At 37.5% G+C, this 21,957-nt stretch carries 19 protein-coding genes; 13 read left to right on the top strand and 6 right to left on the bottom strand.

Features of this window, described 5'->3' with window-relative positions:
• Window positions 1-128: 128 nt before the first annotated feature.
• Together DK866_RS03260 and bcp are read left to right on the top strand one after the other, a co-directional pair.
• The gene (locus tag DK866_RS03260) at window positions 129-686 is read left to right on the top strand and encodes a glycine cleavage system transcriptional repressor (RefSeq protein WP_072068422.1); all 558 of its coding nucleotides are present in this window, start codon (window positions 129-131) and stop codon (window positions 684-686) included.
• A gap of 18 nt (window positions 687-704) precedes the next feature.
• A complete protein-coding gene (bcp, locus tag DK866_RS03265; RefSeq protein WP_109407717.1) occupies window positions 705-1,175 on the top strand; it encodes a thioredoxin-dependent thiol peroxidase in 471 nt (156 codons plus the stop codon).
• A gap of 71 nt (window positions 1,176-1,246) precedes the next feature.
• Here the strand turns inward: bcp and DK866_RS03270 are convergent, their stop codons facing one another.
• Window positions 1,247-2,323, bottom strand: coding sequence for an AI-2E family transporter (locus DK866_RS03270; RefSeq protein ID WP_109407718.1), 1,077 nt, complete (start codon window positions 2,321-2,323; stop codon window positions 1,247-1,249).
• 154 nt (window positions 2,324-2,477) lie between these two features.
• Here DK866_RS03270 and DK866_RS03275 point away from each other — a divergent pair, with 154 nt between their 5' ends.
• The 3 genes from DK866_RS03275 to DK866_RS03285 all read left to right on the top strand — a co-directional run bounded on the left by DK866_RS03275 (window position 2,478) and on the right by DK866_RS03285 (window position 6,274).
• A complete protein-coding gene (locus DK866_RS03275) occupies window positions 2,478-3,950 on the top strand; it encodes a tetratricopeptide repeat protein (protein ID WP_109407719.1) in 1,473 nt (490 codons plus the stop codon).
• Window positions 3,951-3,958: 8 nt separating this feature from the next.
• A complete protein-coding gene (arsC, locus tag DK866_RS03280) occupies window positions 3,959-4,315 on the top strand; it encodes an arsenate reductase (glutaredoxin) (protein ID WP_109407720.1) in 357 nt (118 codons plus the stop codon).
• A gap of 708 nt (window positions 4,316-5,023) precedes the next feature.
• Entirely contained in the window at window positions 5,024-6,274 is a 1,251-nt protein-coding gene (locus DK866_RS03285) for an MFS transporter (protein ID WP_109407721.1), read from the top strand.
• A gap of 206 nt (window positions 6,275-6,480) precedes the next feature.
• Here the strand turns inward: DK866_RS03285 and hda are convergent, their stop codons facing one another.
• The 4 genes from hda to upp all read right to left on the bottom strand — a co-directional run bounded on the left by hda (window position 6,481) and on the right by upp (window position 11,029).
• A complete protein-coding gene (gene hda / locus DK866_RS03290) occupies window positions 6,481-7,188 on the bottom strand; it encodes a DnaA inactivator Hda (RefSeq protein WP_006533048.1) in 708 nt (235 codons plus the stop codon).
• A 248-nt stretch (window positions 7,189-7,436) separates the two neighbouring features.
• Window positions 7,437-8,642, bottom strand: coding sequence for a mechanosensitive ion channel family protein (locus tag DK866_RS03295; protein ID WP_109407722.1), 1,206 nt, complete (start codon window positions 8,640-8,642; stop codon window positions 7,437-7,439).
• Window positions 8,643-8,909: 267 nt separating this feature from the next.
• Entirely contained in the window at window positions 8,910-10,211 is a 1,302-nt protein-coding gene (gene uraA, locus DK866_RS03300; RefSeq protein ID WP_109407723.1) for a uracil permease, read from the bottom strand.
• Between the two features lie 191 nt (window positions 10,212-10,402).
• On the bottom strand, window positions 10,403-11,029 hold the full coding sequence (gene upp / locus DK866_RS03305; protein WP_072068431.1) for a uracil phosphoribosyltransferase: 627 nt from the start codon (window positions 11,027-11,029) through the stop codon (window positions 10,403-10,405).
• Between the two features lie 231 nt (window positions 11,030-11,260).
• Here upp and purM point away from each other — a divergent pair, with 231 nt between their 5' ends.
• The 7 genes from purM to DK866_RS20065 all read left to right on the top strand — a co-directional run bounded on the left by purM (window position 11,261) and on the right by DK866_RS20065 (window position 19,336).
• The gene (gene purM, locus DK866_RS03310) at window positions 11,261-12,301 is read left to right on the top strand and encodes a phosphoribosylformylglycinamidine cyclo-ligase (protein WP_109407724.1); all 1,041 of its coding nucleotides are present in this window, start codon (window positions 11,261-11,263) and stop codon (window positions 12,299-12,301) included.
• Between the two features lie 13 nt (window positions 12,302-12,314).
• Complete coding sequence (gene purN, locus DK866_RS03315; protein WP_109407725.1) at window positions 12,315-12,944, top strand: phosphoribosylglycinamide formyltransferase; 630 nt, start codon at window positions 12,315-12,317, stop codon at window positions 12,942-12,944.
• Between the two features lie 107 nt (window positions 12,945-13,051).
• Complete coding sequence (speG, locus tag DK866_RS03320; protein ID WP_072068434.1) at window positions 13,052-13,642, top strand: spermidine N1-acetyltransferase; 591 nt, start codon at window positions 13,052-13,054, stop codon at window positions 13,640-13,642.
• Between the two features lie 46 nt (window positions 13,643-13,688).
• Window positions 13,689-15,770, top strand: a complete 2,082-nt coding sequence (gene ppk1, locus DK866_RS03325) for a polyphosphate kinase 1 (protein ID WP_109407726.1) — start codon at window positions 13,689-13,691, stop codon at window positions 15,768-15,770.
• Window positions 15,771-15,774: 4 nt separating this feature from the next.
• On the top strand, window positions 15,775-17,307 hold the full coding sequence (gene ppx, locus DK866_RS03330; protein ID WP_072068436.1) for an exopolyphosphatase: 1,533 nt from the start codon (window positions 15,775-15,777) through the stop codon (window positions 17,305-17,307).
• A 232-nt stretch (window positions 17,308-17,539) separates the two neighbouring features.
• A complete protein-coding gene (gene mgtE / locus DK866_RS03335) occupies window positions 17,540-19,003 on the top strand; it encodes a magnesium transporter (protein ID WP_109407727.1) in 1,464 nt (487 codons plus the stop codon).
• Window positions 19,004-19,108: 105 nt separating this feature from the next.
• A complete protein-coding gene (locus tag DK866_RS20065) occupies window positions 19,109-19,336 on the top strand; it encodes a hypothetical protein (RefSeq protein WP_244179647.1) in 228 nt (75 codons plus the stop codon).
• A gap of 196 nt (window positions 19,337-19,532) precedes the next feature.
• Here DK866_RS20065 and DK866_RS03345 read toward each other — a convergent pair whose 3' ends face one another.
• A complete protein-coding gene (locus DK866_RS03345; RefSeq protein WP_109407728.1) occupies window positions 19,533-19,754 on the bottom strand; it encodes a hypothetical protein in 222 nt (73 codons plus the stop codon).
• 770 nt (window positions 19,755-20,524) lie between these two features.
• Here DK866_RS03345 and DK866_RS03350 point away from each other — a divergent pair.
• On the top strand, window positions 20,525-21,898 hold the full coding sequence (locus DK866_RS03350; protein ID WP_109407729.1) for an MFS transporter: 1,374 nt from the start codon (window positions 20,525-20,527) through the stop codon (window positions 21,896-21,898).
• Window positions 21,899-21,957: the final 59 nt, after the last annotated feature.

The raw sequence follows: 21,957 nt of genomic DNA on the forward strand, positions 1-21,957 counted from the left end.
TTGCTAATATTCTTTGATATGAATTAAAGAGATATAATAATTGAAGATAGTGAGCAAGGGATCTTGGCAGAAATCAAAATTTGTGTTTACCTGTTAAGAATAAACTGAAAGTCAAAAGGAACCTCATTTTGCCCATACCTGATAAACATTTTCTCGTCATTACTGCATTAGGCGCTGACCGCCCAGGTATTGTTGATACCATTACACAATTAGTCAGCCAATGTGGATGTAATATCGAGGACAGCCGACTTGCGATGTTTGGTCAAGAGTTTACGTTTATCATGCTACTCTCAGGTGGCTGGAACGCTATCGCACAGTTAGAAGCGTTGTTGCCGATTAAAAGTGCGGAACTTGATTTATTGACCGTCATGAAAAGAACTAAAAATGGGGCTCCCATTACCTATCCTTCTACCATTGCAGCGAAGGTTGATATTGAAGATGCACCCGGTATTGTAGAACGCTTTACTAATTTGTTTAGCCAGCATAATTTTAATCTTGCTGAATTAATTTCTAAAACGCACCCGTCAGAAGATGGCACACCTGCCCGTTTAGAGATACAAATCACGGCGCATAACCCATTAGATGATCACGGTCTTGTTATTAATGAGAAATTCAATCAGTTATGTACAGAGTTAAATGCTCAAGGCACAATAAGTATCGTAAATAGTCTGATGATGAAACAGTAAAAAATGGAGAATGACCAAATGAACCCATTAAAAGCCGGTGAAAAGGCGCCTCAATTCAGTCTGCCCGACCAAGATGGAGAAATAATTAATTTATCTGATTTCGCTGGTCAACGCGTGCTCGTTTATTTTTACCCTAAAGCAATGACACCAGGCTGTACGACACAAGCTTGTGGCTTACGTGATGAAATGGACACATTAAAAAAGGCCAAAGTCGAAGTATTGGGTATTAGCACAGATAAATCAGAAAAACTTTCCCGTTTCGCTGAAAAAGAGATGTTAAACTTCACATTACTTTCAGATGAAGATCATAAAGTTGCAGAAGAATTTGGTATTTGGGGAGAAAAGCAATTTATGGGAAAAACTTACGATGGTATTCATCGTACTTCTTTCTTAATTGATAAAAACGGCGTTATTGAACATGTTTTTGATAGCTTTAAAACAACTAATCACCATCAAATCGTTCTCGAATATCTCACCCAGCATCCGTAAATAAATACCTGTATTGATAAGACAACAGACAGTTTTCACTGTCTGTTTTTTTTATTACCTTAATACTATCTTTAACTTTTCTTTATATGTTGCTCACTTGTAATTTCATCAGGTAATGCATGCAATACTGCTTTTATCAATGTTGCTAATGGAATAGCGAAGAAAACACCCCAAAATCCCCACATGCCACCAAATATAATTACGGATAAGATAATAACTAAAGGATGCATGTTCACTGCTTCAGAGTACAAAATCGGTACTAATAAGTTGCTATCTAATCCTTGAACAACAAGATAAGCGATGAATAACGCCCAAAAATCAGATCCTAATCCCCATTGAGAAAGCGCAATAACAATCACAGGGATCGTCGCTAAAACAGCACCAACATAAGGTACTAAAACAGAGACACCGACAATAACAGCAAGCAGTACGGAATAACGTAGATCGAAGAAGGCAAAAACAAAATAAGTAAAAATGCCAACAATAACCATTTCTGTCACTTTGCCGCGAATATAGTTGGTTATTTGCTGATTAACTTCAATCCAAACTTGCGCTGCCAGTATTCTATTTTTTGGTAAAACACGACGCACAGCATTAAGCATTTGTTGCTTATCTTTAAGCAAAAAGAACGTCATTAAAGGAACAAGAATAAGATAAATAGAAAGTGTGATAACACCGATTAATGAAGCTAAAGACACCTTTAAGACAGATTCCGCAACTGTTGAGAACTTACTACGTAAGTTTTCTGCCATCATATCAACAATACCCGCATCCATTAATGCAGGGAAACGATCAGGTAATTCATGTGCAAATGCATTGAACTTATTGATCATATTTGGGATATCTGAAATTAGAGTCATCCCTTGTTGCCAAACCGTTGGTGCTAAAATCAAAATAACGATGGCACTAATACCGATAAAAAGTGTCAGAATTATTGATACGGCCCAAATTCGGGCACATCCTAATTTCTCAAGTAAATGAGTTGGCCACTCTAAAAGATAGGCAAGTACAATTGCCACTAACAAAGGAGCGAGTATGCCACTGAAGAAGTACAGAATTGAAAAGCCTGCAATTAAGATAACCACAAGGGCGATAACTTGTGGATCAGCAAATCGGCGTTTGTACCATTGAACAAGCAAGTCCAGCATGAAAATAAAGATCCTTTATAATAATCAGAACAATAGAGCTATATGTATTCATTCATATAAGCAATAATCTTTTGACAGATTTTACGTTAGGTTTTGCTATCATACATCATTAATTATTAATTTTTCGTTAAGATAGCCATCAGGATATAGTTGTATGAAACTCAGACTTAAAAAACCATTAGTCGCGCTTCTTGTTTCTGCGTTGCTATCAACATCAGTAGTGCCAGCACATGCTGCGATTGATATTGAAGATTCTTTACCTGATATGGGAACCACTGCAGGTTCAACGCTAAGTATTAATCAAGAAATCGCTATGGGTGAGTACTATACTCGCCAACTGCGAAATAGTGCACCATTAGTTTTTGATCCCTTACTTTCTAACTACATTAATAATTTAGGGCAGAAACTCGTTTCTAATGCCAACTCAGTAAAAACTCCTTTTCACTTTTATTTAGTTAATAACCCCAATATTAACGCCTTTGCTTATTTTGGGGGAAACATTGTTTTACATTCCGCACTCTTTCGCTATAGCCGAACTGAAAGTGAATTAGCCTCTGTTATGGCTCACGAAATCACGCATGTTACTCAACGTCATTTAGCACGAATGCTAGAAGATCAGGCAAAAACAACCCCTCTTGCACTTGCTGGCGTATTAGGTTCTATTTTGATATTTATGGCCAATCCCAACGCTGGGCTTGCAACCTTTACGGGGAGTATGGCGGGGATGCAGCAGAATATGATCACGTTTACACAAATGAACGAGCAAGAGGCTGATCGTATTGGAATTCAAACACTCTATCGAGCTGGATTTGATCCCAAAGGGATGCCTGATTTTATGCAAATTCTTGCAGACCAAGTTCGCTATAGTTCTAAACCACCTGAAATGTTATTAACACACCCCTTACCGGATAGCCGATTATCCGATGCAAGAAGCCGAGCTAGCCAATATCCTGCGCGCCAACTTCCTCAGTCAGCAGATTTTCTGTTTGCTAAAATGCGTGTATTAACCATGCTAAATAAAAATCCCACCGCGGATAATGCATTTCAAACAACGCTTGATCAGTTTAAGCAAGGTACTACGCTTGAAAAATTAGCGGCTAACTATGCACAAATACTCATTTACTCTCGTGATCGTAAATTTGATGACGCAAGAAAATTACTCACTCCAATGTTAGAAAAAGAGCCTAATAATATTTGGCTTATTGATGCAATGACAGATATCGATTTAGAACAAAATCGGGCAAGTGATGCTGTCGCAAGATTGCAATTGGCATTAAAGCAGAACCCTAATAACAACGTTATTATTGCTAACTTGGCTAATTCTTATATACATAATAAACAATATAACGAAGCTAATCGTCTGCTTTATCGTTATACCTTTGATAATCCAAATGATCCTATTGGCTGGCAATTAATGGCAGAAAACTCAGCTAAACAAGGTGATAGAGCTCATGAATTAGCGGCTTATGCGGAAGATTTAGCACTCCGAGGTGACTTTGAAACAGCGATCCGTTATTTAGGTGATGCAAGCAGACAAGTTAAACTGGGCAGTAACGACCAAGCACGCTTTGATGCACGTATTGACCAGTTAAGAAAAATACAGCAAAGAGACAGTCAATTTAAATAAGGGACAACATGACCAAGAAAGTGACGATTTATCATAATCCACGCTGTTCAAAAAGCCGTGAAACCTTACATTTATTAGAAGAAATGCAAGTAACCCCTGAGATTAATCTCTACTTAGACACCGCGCCTTCAGTAACAGAAATTAAAACAGTTCTTAAAGCGCTAGGGTTTGATGATGCAAGAAAATTAATGCGTACAAAAGAAGAGATCTATAAAACACTCAAACTTGCTGACGAAACATCGCAAGATGCATTAATTCAAGCAATGCATGAAAATCCTAAACTTATTGAGCGCCCTATTGTGATTGTTGGGAATAAAGCCCGTTTAGGTCGCCCACCAGAGCAAGTGAAAGAGTTATTTAGCTAAGAGCTAGAATTTATAGCTAAGTTCCGAAAATTAAAGCCTACACTTCGCGATGTGTGAAATAGGCTTTATTTTTTGTTTTATCATTAATCCGCAACCGTTTACTCTCTTTTCCCCATTTAGGCATAAATTACCAAATGTTATTAAATTGTAATCACAGCAATTAATAAAGTGTTCTTTATTTCCTCAACAGAAAAAAATCAATCTCTTTTTGCCTTCAAAAAAATTCATCTCAGTTTCATATTTTTTATGGCTAATAAATCGTCATTTTTTGAAAAGTCTATCAAGATCACACTATCCCACTATAGGTCACCTTAAAAAGAAAAAAATAATCATGTGTTTCATTTATATTGTGACTCAAGTCTCTTTACACAAATGCGTTCCTACATATCATGGGCATCAGAAAATATGATAGCAGAGTTGATAAACACTAAATTCTCGCCACTCTATTTTTCCATTATCATCCAAGAAAGAAATTAACAAAAAAAATACATTTTAAATAATACTGCAATACAGCAATAAACTTTCAATTTGTTATTTACTCTATCTCTTCTTTAGTTGTTAATTTTTAATTTGATGACAATTAATCGGTGTGAAATGAAGTTATAGATGTATATGAAATAAACAACGTTATAGCCAACATTATGGGCAATTAAAACTAACCAATCATCATTATGGTGTCGGGTGATTGCTAGGCTAATAGGAAAACAGATGAATATCGTACTTAGATTAAAACTTGTCTCATTCCTCCAGTTCTTTATATGGGGATCTTGGCTAGTAACATTTGCCTCGTACCTCTTTGGAGAACTGCATTTTAAAGGTAGTGATGTTGGGCTTATTTTCAGTGCTCTTGGGCTTGCCTCACTTATCGCACCTGTCATTATGGGATTTATTGCAGATAAAATAAACAACCGCAAATTGGTATTTATTACTCTGCATATTTTTTCCGCATTAGCATTAGTGTTAATGTCGCAAATGACGACTGTTACCACATTATTTTTTGCTACCCTGCTGCATTTATTATTCTTTATGCCAAGTATTTCAATGGCAAACAGCATCATCTTTGAACTGTTAGAGCAAAAACATTTAGAACCTAACAACTACTTTCCAAAGATCCGTGTTTACGGCACAGTCGGTTTTATCGCGGCCATGTGGGTTATTAGCTTCTTAGGTTTAGGTAATAGCTATCATCAACTCTTTGTGGCTGCGATTGCGTCTATTATTCTCGCTGTTTTTGCCATGTTCTTACCTGCAACAAAAGCTGTTGATAAAAATGAAGCTAAAACAGAAGAAGTGGCATTTAGTCTTTCTAATATTTTGCAAGTTTTCAAAAAGAGAAACGTGGTTGTTTTCTTATTCTTCGCAACACTGTTAGGATCTGTTCTGCAAATTACGAATACTTTTGGTGTACCATTCCTGCAAGATATTGCAGCATTACCAAACGCTGATGATTCATTCTTTGCACGTTATCCTTCTGTATTCTTATCTATTTCGCAAATTTCAGAAGTCGTCTTTATTTTATTCCTACCTCTGTTACTAAAACGTGTAAGAATCGAAACTATTGTTTTATTTAGTATGATTGCTTGGATTTTACGTTTCGGTTTCTTTGCTTACGGCGACTACACATCATTGGGACAAATCGTCTTATTATTATCAATGATTGTGTATGGCTGTGCTTTCGACTTCTTTAATATTTCAGGTTCACTGTTCTTAGAAAAAGAGATCCCATTACAATATCGTTCCACTGCACAAGGTATGTTTATGACCTTAGTGAACGGTTTTGGTACTTATTTAGGTGCAATGTTAAGTGGCTGGGTCATTGACTTATATACCACAAATGGTGCTGTTGACTGGAAATCATTCTGGTTAATTTTCACAGGCTACACAGTTGCAATTACTGCACTTTATCTTATTTTCTTACTGGTACCTCAGAAGAAAACTAAAGTAGTAGAAGCACACTAATTATTTAACCCTCCTCCTTTATTGTTTGTATTTCTCACCGCTTGCCTTTTATAAAGACAAGCGGTTTTTTTATAGTTTTTAATACAAAAAACACCATTAAAAATAACGAAAAATCATTATCTTTAATTGGTTTAATTTAAACAATAGAGGAAAATTTGTGTTATTCACCTCATCTAATTCGATGAGGGATAGTATTGAGGTAAAAGCTATAGTTTAAGAATATCTTTCACGAAGGGAATAGTGAGTTTACGTTGAGCTACAATAGAAGCGTGATCAAGTTCATCAAGCATTTCAAAGAGTGTCCGCATTTTTCTATCAAGGCGTTTTAACACAAAGCGACCTACATCTTCAGGTAATTCGAAACCACGAAGCTTTGCCCTTAATTGCAATGCTTGAATTTTTTCTTCATCACTTAGTGGCTGCAAACGGTAAATTTGCCCCCAATCAAGACGAGACGCTAAATCAGGAAGTTGTAATTCAATTTGGCGAGGTGGTCTATCCCCGGTAATTAATAAACAAGTTCGACCATGCTCTAAAACTCGATTATAAAGATTAAATAAGGCGAGTTCCCACTCTTCATCACCTGCAATACATTGGACATTATCAATACAAACTAATGATAAATGCTCCATGCCTTCAAGGACATCGGGAACAAAATAGGCTCGTTTATCAAGCGGAACATACCCAACGGCATCACCTTTTAATGAAAGTTCAGCACATGCAGCATGTAATAGATGGCTCTTTCCACCTCCGTCGCGGGACCAGAAATAGATATAACTGCCATGAGATTGATGAATGGCGGTTCGAATTGCCGCGACTAATGACGCGTTTTCCCCTGCATAAAAGCTATCGAATGTCTCGTCATCGGGCAGAGATAGTGGTAATGATAGCTGTGACGGCGTATTCAGAAGCACCTCACCTGAATAGTTTAATAAACGTGGTGATTCTAACACAAATTCTCACAAGGTCAGAACCAATATTAAAAAAGCACATGACACTGATTAAGATAACAGCAAGATTTTCGTGATAGCCTGTTTTATGAACACTCATGCTTCAAGTTTCCCTAACATTGACCTTGTTTATTTACAGAAGTTGCCAAGCTATACCTCAAATTATTTAGCGTAAAACCCAAAAAGTATTCTTTGTCTAATTAATGTTTTTATTATCTGAATTTTAATTTCGCGACATCATTACCTGAAGGCTGCTGATAAATATCAAGCTTAAAATATTTAGCTGATGCATTTATATACTCAAAAATCTCAGATTGCGTTTCTTCGTATTCTACCCATGTTGTTGCTCTGGTAAAACAGTATAACTCTACGGGTAATCCCATGGGTGTTGGTGGCATTGTTCTTATCACTAAATACATATCAGGCCTAACATCACCACGCATTTTTATCCAATTTAACATGTACTTTCTAAATAACTGTAAATTGGTCACCCCTTTTGTTTCTAGCCATGCATTAATATCACCAATTTCTTCTTCTTTGCCTTCAAGCATTGTTTCTATGCTTTTACGAAGATGTGCAGTATTTTTTAATTCAAGGACTAATTCTTCTGTTGCAAATGAAATCGAAGATTGGTCAATATAAAAGCTACGTTTAATCCGACGCCCTCCAGATGAAAACATCGGTTGCCAGTTAGTATATTTTTCTGTCAAAAAATCCTTTGTCGGAATACGTGAAATCGTGTTATCCCAATTACGGACTGTGATAGTGTGTAATGCGATATCAATCACCTCACCACTGATATTACTACTTGGCAGTTCTATCCAATCATAAAGCTTTAAAACTTTACCGTTAGAAATAAGAATATTGGCGACAAATGAGATAAGAGTATGTTGAAAAACAAACATTAATACCGCAGCAATGGCACCAAAACTTGAGATAATAATAAGTGGTGATTGTTCAGTAAAAAGTGCAATGATCAAGATAAAAGAAATTATCCAAACGACGATTTTGGCAATTTCAATATAACCTTTAATGGAATTATTCCGATGCCACGCCTTTTTGGCATGTCTAATGTTAAAAATATCGAGAGCATTATTAAGTAATGAGGCAATATTGATAATAATAAAAGCACGAGCAACCGTCTCAAAGATAACATTCATCTCATGCGAAAAAGATGGTAATAACTGATTAATATAAAGAACTAATGTTACTGCAACTATAGAAGCACTCTTTTTAGCAATGTCTTCTATCGTTTCTTCATCTGAAAGTTCAGTAAATAAAAAAAGCAATCGCTTTGCAATCCGACGGAAAATCATCTTGGCGAGAAACCATACCACCAGCAACACAACAACTAAGAATATTGTGGTAAATATCTGCTTTGATGTTATGAAATCATAAACTTCAATGAGTTTTTCCATAAATTGCGTTATACCTTTTTTGAGTCTTTTCCAACCTTAAAACGAATGCCACTTAAATAGTAACTAAATGCCTATTTCGCATAAGAACAGACATCCATTGTCTCATTTATTTAATTTAAATAAACATCATGATTGAATTATTGATGCTTTTCTAAGTTTTAAACACTTGAAAAGTTAAATATCTCAGTTTTTAATTTTAACATAAAAACAAGATGCAATAAAAAAGACGGATATAATCCGCCTTTTTCGTTAACTTCAACATATCACTTATTTTTTATTTGCTGTACCACTGACTGATTCAATCGTGTTATCTACAAATTCTGATTCAGGTCGAACCACACTGACTAATTTAAAGATTAAGCTTAAAACAATACCCACAACTGTTGCTAAAGCCATACCTTTTAATTCAGCCGCACCAATGTGAATTGAAGCACCACTCACACCAACAATCAGAATAATGGCAGTTAATATCAAGTTTTGCGGTTTGTTGTAATCCACTTTTGAATCTAACAAAACACGAATACCTGATGCACCAATAACACCATAAAGTAATAAAGATACTCCACCCATCACTGGGACAGGAACAGCAGCAATAGCGGCGGCTAATTTACCCACACAGGATAATAAGATTGCAAATATTGCTGCGCCACCAATAACCCACGAGCTATAGACTTTGGTAATAGCCATAACACCAATATTTTCACCATATGTGGTATTTGGCGTTGAACCAAAGAAACCAGAAATAATGGTGGAGAAACCGTTTGCGAACATAGAACGATGTAAGCCTGGATTTTTCATTAAATCGCGTTGCACAATATTTGCTGTCACAACAAGGTGACCAACGTGTTCAGCAATAACCACTAATGCCGCAGGAAGAATGATAAAGATAGCACTCCATTCAAAACGTGGTGAATAGAATGTTGGTAGTGCAAACCAATTAGCTTCTTTAATAGGCGTTACATCAACAGCCCCTAAGAAGAAAGAAAGTGCATAACCCGCTAATACCCCTATAAGAATAGGAATAATTGCAAGGAATCCTCTAAACATCACTGAACCTAAAATAGTGACGCCTAAAGTAACCATAGAGATAAGCAATGTTTGATTATCAACTGGTGCATCTGCACTTGGTAATAAACCCGCCATTCCTGCTGCGGTTCCTGCTAACTCTAAACCAATAACGGCAACGATTGCGCCCATTGCCGCAGGTGGGAACATCACATTAATCCAGCCTCGCCCTGCTATTTTTACAATACCTGCCACAAGACAAAATAACACGCCACAGACGATGAATCCCCCAAGTGCTAATTCATACCCTAATGGTAACAGCAAAAGTACAGGTGAGATAAACGCAAAACTTGAACCTAAATATGCAGGAATGCGTCCTTTACAAATAAAGAGATAAAGCAGGGTTCCGATCCCGTTAAATAGCAATATTGTTGCCGGATTAACTTTAAATAATATTGGCACAAGTACGGTAGCGCCAAACATTGCAAACAGATGCTGAAGGCTCAACGGAATTGTTTGTAATAATGGTGGGCGCTCTTCTACCCCGATTGCACGACGAGTCATGCTTACGACCTCTCTTTAATATGAATGTGAAATTGGTTTGTATTTTTAACTTCATACTCGTCTTACTTTAAGTCGCCATGTTGCTGACTAGACCCACTCGCCCTAGCCATCTAACTGCACCTTAAAATATTTAGAGTATAGAACAAATAAGTGGTCCAAAAAAAAGCCGACTATCAAAGTCGGCTTAATTATTATTTTGTACCAAATATCTTATCACCAGCATCGCCAAGACCTGGAACGATGTACCCATGCTCATTAAGATGGCTATCAACCGATGCAGTGTATAACTCCACATCTGGATGAGCTTCTTCTAATGCCTTAATACCTTCTGGAGCAGCAACCAGTACTAATACTTTAATTGAAGTACAGCCCGCATTTTTTAATAAATCAATTGTGGCAATCATAGAGCCGCCTGTTGCTAACATAGGGTCAACAACAAGAGCCATACGCTCTTCAATATTGGATGCTAATTTCTGGAAGTAAGGGACGGGTTTTAAGGTTTCTTCATCGCGGTAAACGCCAACAACACTGATTCGGGCACTAGGAATATTTTCTAATACTCCATCCATCATCCCGATACCTGCACGGAGGATAGGAACTACTGTGATTTTTTTTCCTTTAATCTGTTCTATCTCTACCGGACCACACCAACCTTCAATTGTTACCGTCTCTGTTGCTAAATCGGCGGTAGCTTCATACGTCAGTAGACTGGAAACTTCTGAAGCCAGTTCACGAAAGCGCTTAGTGCTTATATCATGATCTCGCATCAGCCCCAATTTATGTTGAATGAGTGGGTGTTTTACCTCAACGATCTTCATAATTTCTCCTAATGTACGACGCAGCCTGACAAAAAAATCGCGAGATTATACCGCTTTTTTGCCAACATTCCATCGTTTTTCTATTGATATTGATCAAGCGCACAGCTTTTAACCACACCAACATGAATAATTGTGACCCAGAAAGAAGATCCTCGCAAACGTTTGCTTTGCCTGTTAGAATAGCGCCCGCACACATTTTTTCTTAACAGCAACTTGCCGTGAGGGCTCTACGTGACTAACAAATCCTCTCTCAGCTATAAAGATGCCGGTGTCGATATTGATGCAGGTAATGCTTTAGTCGATCGTATCAAAGGTGTAGTAAAAGAAACTCGCCGTCCTGAAGTTATGGGGGGTTTAGGTGGTTTTGGTGCACTATGTGCAATTCCATCTAAATACCGCGAACCTATTTTAGTTTCAGGCACCGATGGTGTGGGTACAAAACTCCGCCTTGCGATGGATTTAAATCGCCATGATGACATCGGTATTGATTTAGTCGCAATGTGTGTCAACGATTTAATTGTTCAAGGCGCCGAACCCCTTTTCTTCCTTGACTACTATGCCACAGGAAAATTAGATGTCGATACCGCAGCACGAGTTGTAACAGGTATCGCTGAAGGTTGTAAACAATCAGGCTGTGCGTTAGTAGGTGGCGAAACAGCAGAAATGCCCGGTATGTATCATGGCAATGATTATGATATCGCAGGCTTTTGTGTTGGCGTGGTTGAAAAGTCAGAGATTATTGATGGCAGTAAAGTTAAAGCCGGTGATGCATTAATTGCTTTAGCATCCAGTGGCCCTCATTCTAATGGCTATTCATTAGTCAGAAAAATTCTTGAAGTCAGTAATACACAAGCAGATAGCACATCATTAGGTGACAAATCACTTGCTGATCACCTATTAGCGCCTACACGTATTTACGTGAAATCACTGCTGTCATTAATTGAGAATGTTGATATTCATGCAGTTGCACATATTACAGGTGGCGGTTTTTGGGAAAACATTCCTCGCGTACTACCTGAAAATACGCAAGCTCGCATCGAAAGTCACAGTTGGGAATGGCCGATTGTCTTCAAGTGGTTACAAGAAGCAGGACAAGTTAGCACACATGAAATGTACCGCACCTTTAACTGTGGTGTAGGACTATTAATTGCAGTTAACCCAAATGATGTTGAAAAAACATTAGCACACCTTGCAAAATGTGGTGAAAATGCATGGCTCATCGGTGAAATTGCACCACAAGCCGCAGGTGAAGCACAAGTTATTATTAACTAATGAAAACATGTGAATGAAAAATATCGTTGTCCTTATTTCAGGAAACGGCAGCAACCTACAGGCGATTATTGACGCCTGTAGGGCACATAAAATCACAGGTAATGTGGTTGCTGTCTTCAGCAATAAAGCTGATGCTTTTGGTCTTGAACGAGCAAAAAAGGCTGAGATCCCAGCCTATTTTGTTGATCCAACCGAATTTAATGATAGAGCTGATTACGATAAAGCGCTAATAGAAAAAATTGATGCTTATCAGCCTGATATTGTAGTTTTAGCAGGTTTCATGCGCATTCTATCATCTTATTTTGTCACTCATTATCAGCATAAATTATTAAATATTCATCCTTCTTTGCTTCCTAAATATCCTGGGCTGCATACTCATCGCCAAGTTTTAGCAAATAAAGATTCTTTTCATGGCGTTACCGTCCATTTTGTTACAGAAGAACTTGACGGTGGCCCAATGATTATTCAGGCACGTATTCCTGTTTTGCCGGATGACACTGAACAATCATTACAAGCTAGAATACAAATAGAAGAGTATCGAATCTATCCATTAGCGATCAGCTGGTTAGCTGAAGACCGATTGACTATGAAGAATAATCAAGCTTTCCTTGATGATATCGCGTTGTTCGACAGCCTTGATTAACTATTTCGCTTAAGCTAAAAAGTCACATTGTGCTACACTGTAGCCCGCGTGACTTTTTTTGTGTCACCCTTTTCTCTTTTTTATTCAATGCATTCACCGAGGTGCTTATGTCCGGTGGTAGGAAAGTTCCACCTATAAAATTACGTCCTCTCGAACGAGAAGATCTCTCTTTTGTCCATCAACTTGATAACAATGCCAGTGTTATGCGCTATTGGTTTGAAGAGCCTTATGAGGCTTTTATTGAGTTAAGTGACTTATATGAAAAACATATTCACGACCAAAGTGAACGCCGTTTTATTGCTGAAAGTGAAGGCACTAAAGTGGGACTTGTCGAGTTGGTTGAAATTGATTATGTTCATCGTCGTGCCGAATTCCAAATTATCATTGCACCTGCACATCAGGGTCATGGCTATGCCGCACGAGCTGCAAAATTGGCGATGGATTATGCTTTTTCTGTACTTAATTTATACAAACTCTATCTAATCGTTGATAAAGAGAATGCTAAAGCGATTCATATTTATGAAAAGCTTGGCTTTAAAAAAGAAGGTGATTTAATAGATGAGTTTTTTGTTAACGGTGCCTATCGTTCTGCAATTAGAATGTGTACATTCCAAGCACCTTATTTTGAGCAAAAAGCCAAAGAAGCAAAACCCGAAAATTTTGTCAAACCGGGTGCGACTATTAAGCAACATGTCTGATTTATTCAGATATTAAGATTTAACTTTAACCCTAGTTGGAGTTCAGATGTCCCAGGAACGACTCTATATTGATAAAGAGATCAGTTGGCTTGCGTTTAATGAACGTGTATTACAAGAGGCGGCTGACAAACGAAACCCGTTAATTGAAAGAGTCAGGTTTCTGGGGATCTATTCAAATAATCTTGATGAATTCTATAAAGTCCGTTTTGCTGATGTTAAACGCCGTATCTTAATTAATGAAGAGCGAGGCTCTCGCTCTGCTTCAAGCCATGCTCGCCATCTTATCAAAAAAATTCAGTCAAAAGTGGCTAAAGCTGACCAAGAGTTTGATGCTTTATATAACGATTTATTGCTTGAGATGGCACGAAATCAAATCTTCTTAATCAATGAACGCCAAATCTCACCTAATCAACAAATCTGGTTACGCCAATATTTTCGTCAAAACTTAAGAAAACACATTACGCCCATTTTAATTAATCCTGAAACCAATTTGGTTGAGTTTCTTAAAGACGACTATACCTATTTGGCCGTTGAAATTGCACAAGGGCAAACTATTCATTACGCCTTATTAGAAATTCCATCAGATAAAGTTCCTCGCTTTGTTATTCTGCCAACGGATCAAGGACGTAGTAAGAAAAAATCCATGATTTTATTGGATAATATTTTACGTTACTGCCTTGATGAAGTTTTTAAAGGTTTTTTTGATTATGACTCATTGAATGCTTATTCTATGAAAATGACGCGAGATGCGGAGTACGATCTTGCGACAGAAATGGAATCAAGTTTACTTGAAATGATGTCCTCAACCTTAAAACAACGCCTTACCGCAGAGCCTGTGCGTTTTGTTTACCAACGTGATATGCCAGATGAAATGGTAGCATTACTACGCAGTAAATTAGGTTTATCAAATAACGACTCCGTTATTGCAGGGGGACGTTATCATAACTTTAAAGACTTTATTAACTTTCCAAATGAAGGTAGTAAATTTCTATTAAATAAACCTATTCCACGTTTACGCCATATTTGGTTTGATAATTTCCGTAATGGTTTTGACGCCATTAGGGAACGTGATGTCTTGCTTTATTATCCTTATCATACTTTTGAGCATGTGCTGGAATTGTTGCGCCAAGCCTCTTTTGACCCAAGCGTTATTTCAATCAAAATCAATATTTACCGTGTTGCAAAAGACTCTCGAATTATAGATTCCATGATCCATGCAGCACACAACGGTAAACGAGTCACTGTGGTTGTAGAGTTACAAGCTCGTTTTGATGAAGCGGCCAATATTCATTGGGCAAAACGCCTAACAGAAGCGGGTGTTCACGTTATATTCTCAGCTCCAGGTTTAAAAATTCATGCGAAATTATTTATTATTTCTCGCTTAGAAGATGGCGAAATTATTCGCTATGCCCATATTGGTACTGGGAATTTTAACGAAAAAACGGCGCGCCTTTATACTGACTATTCGCTCTTAACTGCGAATACTGAAATTACCAATGAAGTACGTCGCGTTTTTAGTTTTATAGAAAATCCTTATCGCCCTGTGATTTTTGAGCATTTGATGGTTTCACCTCAAAATTCACGAACTCTTTTAAACCAACTAATTACTAATGAAATTCACAGTGCTCAAGCAGGGCATCCCGCAGGTATTACATTAAAAGTGAATAATTTAGTCGATGAAGAGTTGGTTAATCGTCTTTATGACGCATCAGAAGCGGGAGTCAAAGTCCGACTTTTAGTGCGAGGCATGTGCTCTTTAGTTCCTAATCAGCCAGGATTTAGTGAGAATATTCAAGTTACCAGTATCGTTGATCGTTTTTTAGAACATGATCGCGTTTATGTTTTTACTAATAAAGGTGATGAAAAAATCTTCTTATCTTCTGCCGATTGGATGACGCGAAATCTTGACTATCGTATTGAAGTTGCAGTGGCTTTGCTTGATCCTCAACTGAAACAACGTGTTCTTGATATATTAGATATTCAATTTAATGACACCGTTAAAGCGCGCTTTATTGATAAAGATTTAACAAATAACTATGTTCCTCGTGGAAATAAACGTAAAATTCGTTCCCAGCTTGCTGTCTATGAGTACATTAAATTGTTAGAACAACCCGGATCACGAGCGTAATTTTATGCCTTTATCACAAGATGACTCTTCACCACGTCCTTTAGAAATTGCAGCTATTGACCTCGGTTCTAATAGTTTTCATATGATAATTGCGCGCGTTGTTAATGGCGCATTGCAAGTGTTAAGTCGCTTAAAACAGCGTGTTTATCTCGCTGATGGCCTTGACGATAATAATGAATTAAGCGAAGAGTCTATGTTACGTGGGCTTTCCGCCCTTTCTCTTTTTGCTGAAAGGTTACAGGGCTTTCCTGCCGAAAATGTTACTGTCGTTGGCACACATACATTGCGTGTTGCGACTAACGCTAAAGTCTTTCTCCAACGGGCAAAAGAAGTTATCCCTTATCCTATCGAAATTATTTCTGGACATGAAGAAGCCCGACTTATCTTTATGGGCGTTGAACATACACAATCAGAAAAAGGCCGAAAACTCGTTATTGATATTGGTGGTGGCTCAACAGAATTGGTTATTGGTGAAAACTTTGAGCCGATCTTAATTGAAAGCCAGCGCATGGGTTGTGTCAGTTTTAGTCGTCAATTTTTTCCTGAGCAAAAAATTAGTGAATCTGCTTTTCGTAAAGCACGAGAAAAAGCAGCACGTAAAATGGAAAAAATTGCATGGCAATATAAAATGACGGGATGGGATGTTGCTTTAGGCGCATCGGGCACCATTAAAGCGGCTCATGAGATCTTAGTTGAGTTTGGCGAAAAAGACGGTGTTATCACCCCCGAACGTCTACTTATGTTAACAAAACAAGTGTTGCGCTTTAAGAAATTTAAAGACATCTCATTACCGGGATTATCCGATGAGCGTAAGCATGTTTTTGTTCCAGGTTTGGCTATTTTATGCGGTATTTTTGATTCTTTAGGATTAAAAGCACTACACCTATCTGATGGTGCTTTACGTGAAGGTGTGCTTTATGAAATGGAAGGCAGATTTCGCCATCAAGATATTCGCCAACGTACAGCAAAAAGCCTTGCCGAGCACTATAATATTGATAGAGAGCAAGCAAAACGTGTACTTGAAACCATGCAGTCCCTTTACGAACAATGGGCGCAACAAAATCCTAAACTTGTTCGCCCTGATCTAGAAGCCATTTTAGTTTGGGCTGTCATGTTACATGAGGTCGGATTAAGCATTAATTTAAGTGGATTGCACCGCCATTCTGCTTATATTCTTTCAAATACAGATTTGCCAGGTTTTAACCAAGAACAACAGCTATTATTAACAACCTTAGTTCGCTATCACAGAAAAGGGATTAAGCTAGATGAATTGCCGAAATTTAATCTTTATAAAAAGAAACAATATTTCCCACTCGTACAAATACTGAGATTAGCAACTTTACTTAATAATCAGCGACAATCGACGACAAAACCAGCATCTTTGCGTTTAGTTACTGATGAAAATCATTGGACTCTTTATTTTCCTAAAAAATATCTTTCCGATAACACATTGATGGAATTGGATTTAGAAAAAGAACAAGAGCATTGGCAGTCAGTTCCGGGCTGGAAACTGGATATAAAAGAGGAATCTGCTTAACAATATGATATTATACAGAAAAAGACGCTAGTCAATGCGTCTTTTGTTGCATCTATCATACAACAACTATCACATAACAACATAGGTTTGATTTGTGACCATAATATGAACATCACCAACGCAATATTGTTCAAGATTCATATTTTTTATACGGAGAAGACCGATAATCATCCTAAAATGGAATAATTAGTGTTAATGGTTATCTCCCTCGTAAGAATTAAAAAGGAATAACATGTCTCAAACAGCTATCAACAATGATACTGCGGCTGCCATCAATCCGTATTCACAAAAAGTGGCACTCCTGCGTCAGCAAATTTTGAGTATCTTTCTTGAAGATGATCAATTTGTTGAAACCGTTTTAGGGGAAGCAAGTGAAAATGATAGGCTGAGCCACCACGAACTTCATGAAAAAATCACCACTGTTCGAGAATTACTACAAGATCTACACGCGGCAGATATTGCAGATATTCTTGAAGCCCTTCCCTATGACGAGCGTCTCGCATTGTGGCATTTGGTTGATAATAATGAACGTGGTGCTGTTTTAGTCGAAGCGTCTGTCGCCGTTTGGGACAGCTTGATTAAAGATATGACCGACCGTGAGTTATTACGATCGGTCGCCACATTACATGTGGATGAGCAAGCGTACATTGCAGAGCACTTACCTCGCGATACAATGCGTCGCCTTCTTACCTATTTAGAACCAAGCCTGCGTAATAGGATAAGAGAAGTCCTGCAATATCCAAAAGACAGCGTTGGTCAAATGATGGACTTTGAGTTCGTCACTGTGCGAGGCAATGTCACGTTAAAAACGGTACAGCGCTATTTACGCCAACGAGGCTCTATTCCTGAAGCAACGGATAAAATTTTTGTTATCGATAATAAAAATCATCTGTTGGGCGAACTTCCATTAACCACTGTTTTAACGCAATCTCCTGACAAACTTGTATCAGATGTAATGAAAACAGATACCGTGAGCTTTATGCCAGAAGAAAAAGGCGAAGATGCGGCGGGTGCGTTCGAACGTTATGACTTAATTTCAGCCGCCGTGGTTGATAGCAATGGTCTTCTTATGGGGCGATTAACTGTTGAAGATATCGTTGATAACATGCATGAAGAGAGCGATACCAATATTCGTCGTATGGGGGGGTTGAGCCCAGAAGAGGACGTTTTCGCTCCTGTTGGACAAGCCGTTAAAACACGTTGGACTTGGCTTGCTATCAACTTATGTACCGCTTTCGTTGCCTCTCGTGTTATCGGTGTCTTTGAAGATACTATTTCACAATTAGTTGCGCTTGCCACACTAATGCCTATTGTTGCAGGTATTGGGGGTAACACGGGTAATCAAACTATTACAATGATTGTACGTGCCTTAGCACTGCACCAAATTCAAACCGGAAGCTTCTCATTCTTAATTTTAAGAGAGCTTGGTGTCGCCCTTATTAACGGTATTGTTTGGGGAGGGATAATGGGAATTGTCACTTTCCTCCTCTATGGCGACCTTGCTATGGGTGCGGTAATGACCATGGCGATGGTATTAAACCTCTTAATGGCTGCCATGATGGGTGTATTGATCCCAATGACCATGATTAAATTAGGTAAAGATCCTGCAATTGGTTCAAGCGTTATGATAACCGCAATTACAGATACAGGTGGTTTCTTTATCTTCTTAGGTTTAGCAACTATCTTCTTAGTCTAAGAAAAGCCTCAATAACACTAACGCCACTGCTAATAAAATACAGTGGCGTTTTTGCTTCTTTCATCATATAAACTTGCCATTCTTCTCTCTTGAACTCTCAATATTATGAATATCAAACCGAGTGCTGTTCTTATCCATGTACCTGATGTTTCTAAAGGTCTAACGTGGTATCAACGCGCTTTTCCATCAGCCATCGCTGAATACTTACCTGATTTTGATTTTACTTTATTGCATGTTGGCGATTTCACTATTGAAGTTGTTCAAGCCGATAGCAAAGTAGGTACAGGTAAAAAAGCACTGTTCTGTATTGGCAGGTTGACGATTTTCACCTAGCTCTAATACATTTTCAAAAAGAAGGCGCGACTCTCTACCGAGGCCCTATGGCAATAGATAATGGGTTTTATATGTGCCAAGTGGTAGATCCTTTTGGCAACTTAATTGGTTTGAAAGGGCCGTAGGTGCAAAATAATAAACTCTAATTCAGTGCTATCACTTTATGTGATAGCACTGGCGAATAGATAGCAACAAATTAAGCCGTTGTTGAAAGGTAATAATAGACAAGCAACAATGCGATAATCAATGAAGTAATAAAAGTCTTTTTAACAGAGGCACTTAGTAAATAGCCGTCATTTTGATTGGTGTTATTAAGCATGGTTTTTAATACCAAACCACCACCTAATGCAACGATAGAAAGTGAGGCAAACAGAACAATTGCCGCTAAGAGAATAGCACTCATTGAGATAGAGACCATAAATCCTCCGACATATCAATTGACTTACTGTTGTAATTATAATCAAAAATAACTTTTTTGATGCTTCTTTTTGTTTTTATTTTTCATTTGAGAGATTGTTCTAAAAAATCACATTATGCATAAAAACACAAAAATATGATTATGATTATAAATTTAAGTGGCATTGAATTTTATAAAAAATAAATTTATTGAAATATAAAACCATAAAAATCAAATTTAACATATAGTAGAATATGCTAAGGATCTATTTCCTATCAGATCATATCTTTCACTATTAATACGAATAACTTTCTTAATTATCTAATAATAACTTTTTTTACAAAAAATAATAAATTAAATTCATAGCACTTTTATTATTTAATTGTTTATTTAAAGCATAATAAATATATTCAACATCACCTCGTTTTTATTTAGAGATATTAAAATTCATCCCAAAAACAATAATGCGTAATATTTTTACATTATATATAATAATTTCAATTTATTAATATAAAACACTTAAAAAACAAAACAAACAAGACGCTAACTCCATATATTGGTATTTTTGAAGTCTATTTGATTGTTTTATTTTAACCTATTTACATCATTAAGAGCTTCCTGTTATAACTTAAACCATCACCACAACATTATTCTTTCTCACGTAAATAGCCTATAAATAACCACCTACTGTTATTTATTTCCACCCTATTTTATTTGCTGATCCTAAAAGAATATATTTGTGACTTTATTAGTTATTAATTTTATCACGATGATTATTATAGGTTGTTATTATGACATCACAATCACACTCCACTCAGCCGTTGAGTCAACCTACGGCAAGACCATTAAATCGCAACGACTATAAAACGTTGGGTTTATCCTCACTAGGAGGAACTTTGGAGTTCTATGATTTCGTGATCTTCGTGTTCTTTACGAAAACATTGAGCCACTTGTTCTTTCCTGGTGATAACGCCTTTATTGCACAGATGCAGACATTAGGTATTTTTGCAGCCGGTTATCTTGCTCGTCCTTTGGGTGGCATCATTATGGCACACTACGGCGATATTATTGGCCGTAAACGTATGTTTACTTTAAGTATCTTTTTAATGGCCGTTCCAACATTAATTATTGGTTTATTACCCACTTATGCCAGCATTGGCGTCGCGGCCCCATTATTGCTGTTATTGATGCGTATCATGCAAGGTGCTGCTATTGGTGGTGAAATGCCTGGTGCTTGGGTCTTTATTGCAGAACATACGCCAAAACAACGTTATGGCTTGGGTGTTGGAACATTAACATCAGGTATTACGGGCGGTATTTTATTAGGTTCGATCGTTGCAATTATCGTTCAGCGTAGTTATAGCGCTCAGGAAGTTAATGATTTTGCTTGGCGTATTCCCTTTATTTTAGGTGGGATATTTGGCTTAATCTCTGTTTACTTACGTCGTTTCTTGCAAGAAACTCCTATCTTTAAAGAGATGGCCGCAAAAAAAGCCTTAGCACAAGAAATGCCTGTAATTTCAGTCATTAAAAACCATAAACAAGCGTGTTTAATTACAGCTGTATTAACTTGGTCTTTATCAACAGCCATTGTTGTCACCATATTGATGACACCTAGTGTAATTGTTGAAGGGATTTACAAAATTGATAGAACCACCTCATTGGAAGCGAACTGTGTTGCAACATTAACCTTAACTTTAGGTTGTATCTTCTGGGGCTGGATTGGCGACAAATTAGGAACACGAGTTTCAATGACATTATCATGGGGTGGTTTGATTGTTACTGCATTCCATTTCTATGGCAGTTTAGATACAGCAATGTCAGGTTTTCAGTTAGCATTTAATTATGGATTGATGGGCTTTTTTGTTGGTGCGATTGCTACAACACCAATTGTTAGTACAAGAGCATTTCCACCATCAATTCGTTTTTCAGGGTTGTCTTTTGCTTACAATATGGCTTATGCCGTGTTTGGTGGATTAACCCCAATGTTAACTGGTGCATGGTTAGAAAAGACAGCAATGGCGGGTGCCTATTATGTCGCTGGAGTCTCATTCTTAGCAATTGCTGTCGCATTCTTACCTTTAGCTTATAAAGGTTGGACTGCGGTAAAACCAACTACTCGTGAAAAAGACGTTGCATTACAAATTGATAAAGTAGTTGGTTAAGTCTTTATCAATGTATAAATATGCTCTATTAATATCCCCTTGCACAATACCGCCCTTAA

The organism is Proteus genomosp. 4 str. ATCC 51469, from assembly GCF_003144375.1.
GTDB lineage: Bacteria > Pseudomonadota > Gammaproteobacteria > Enterobacterales > Enterobacteriaceae > Proteus.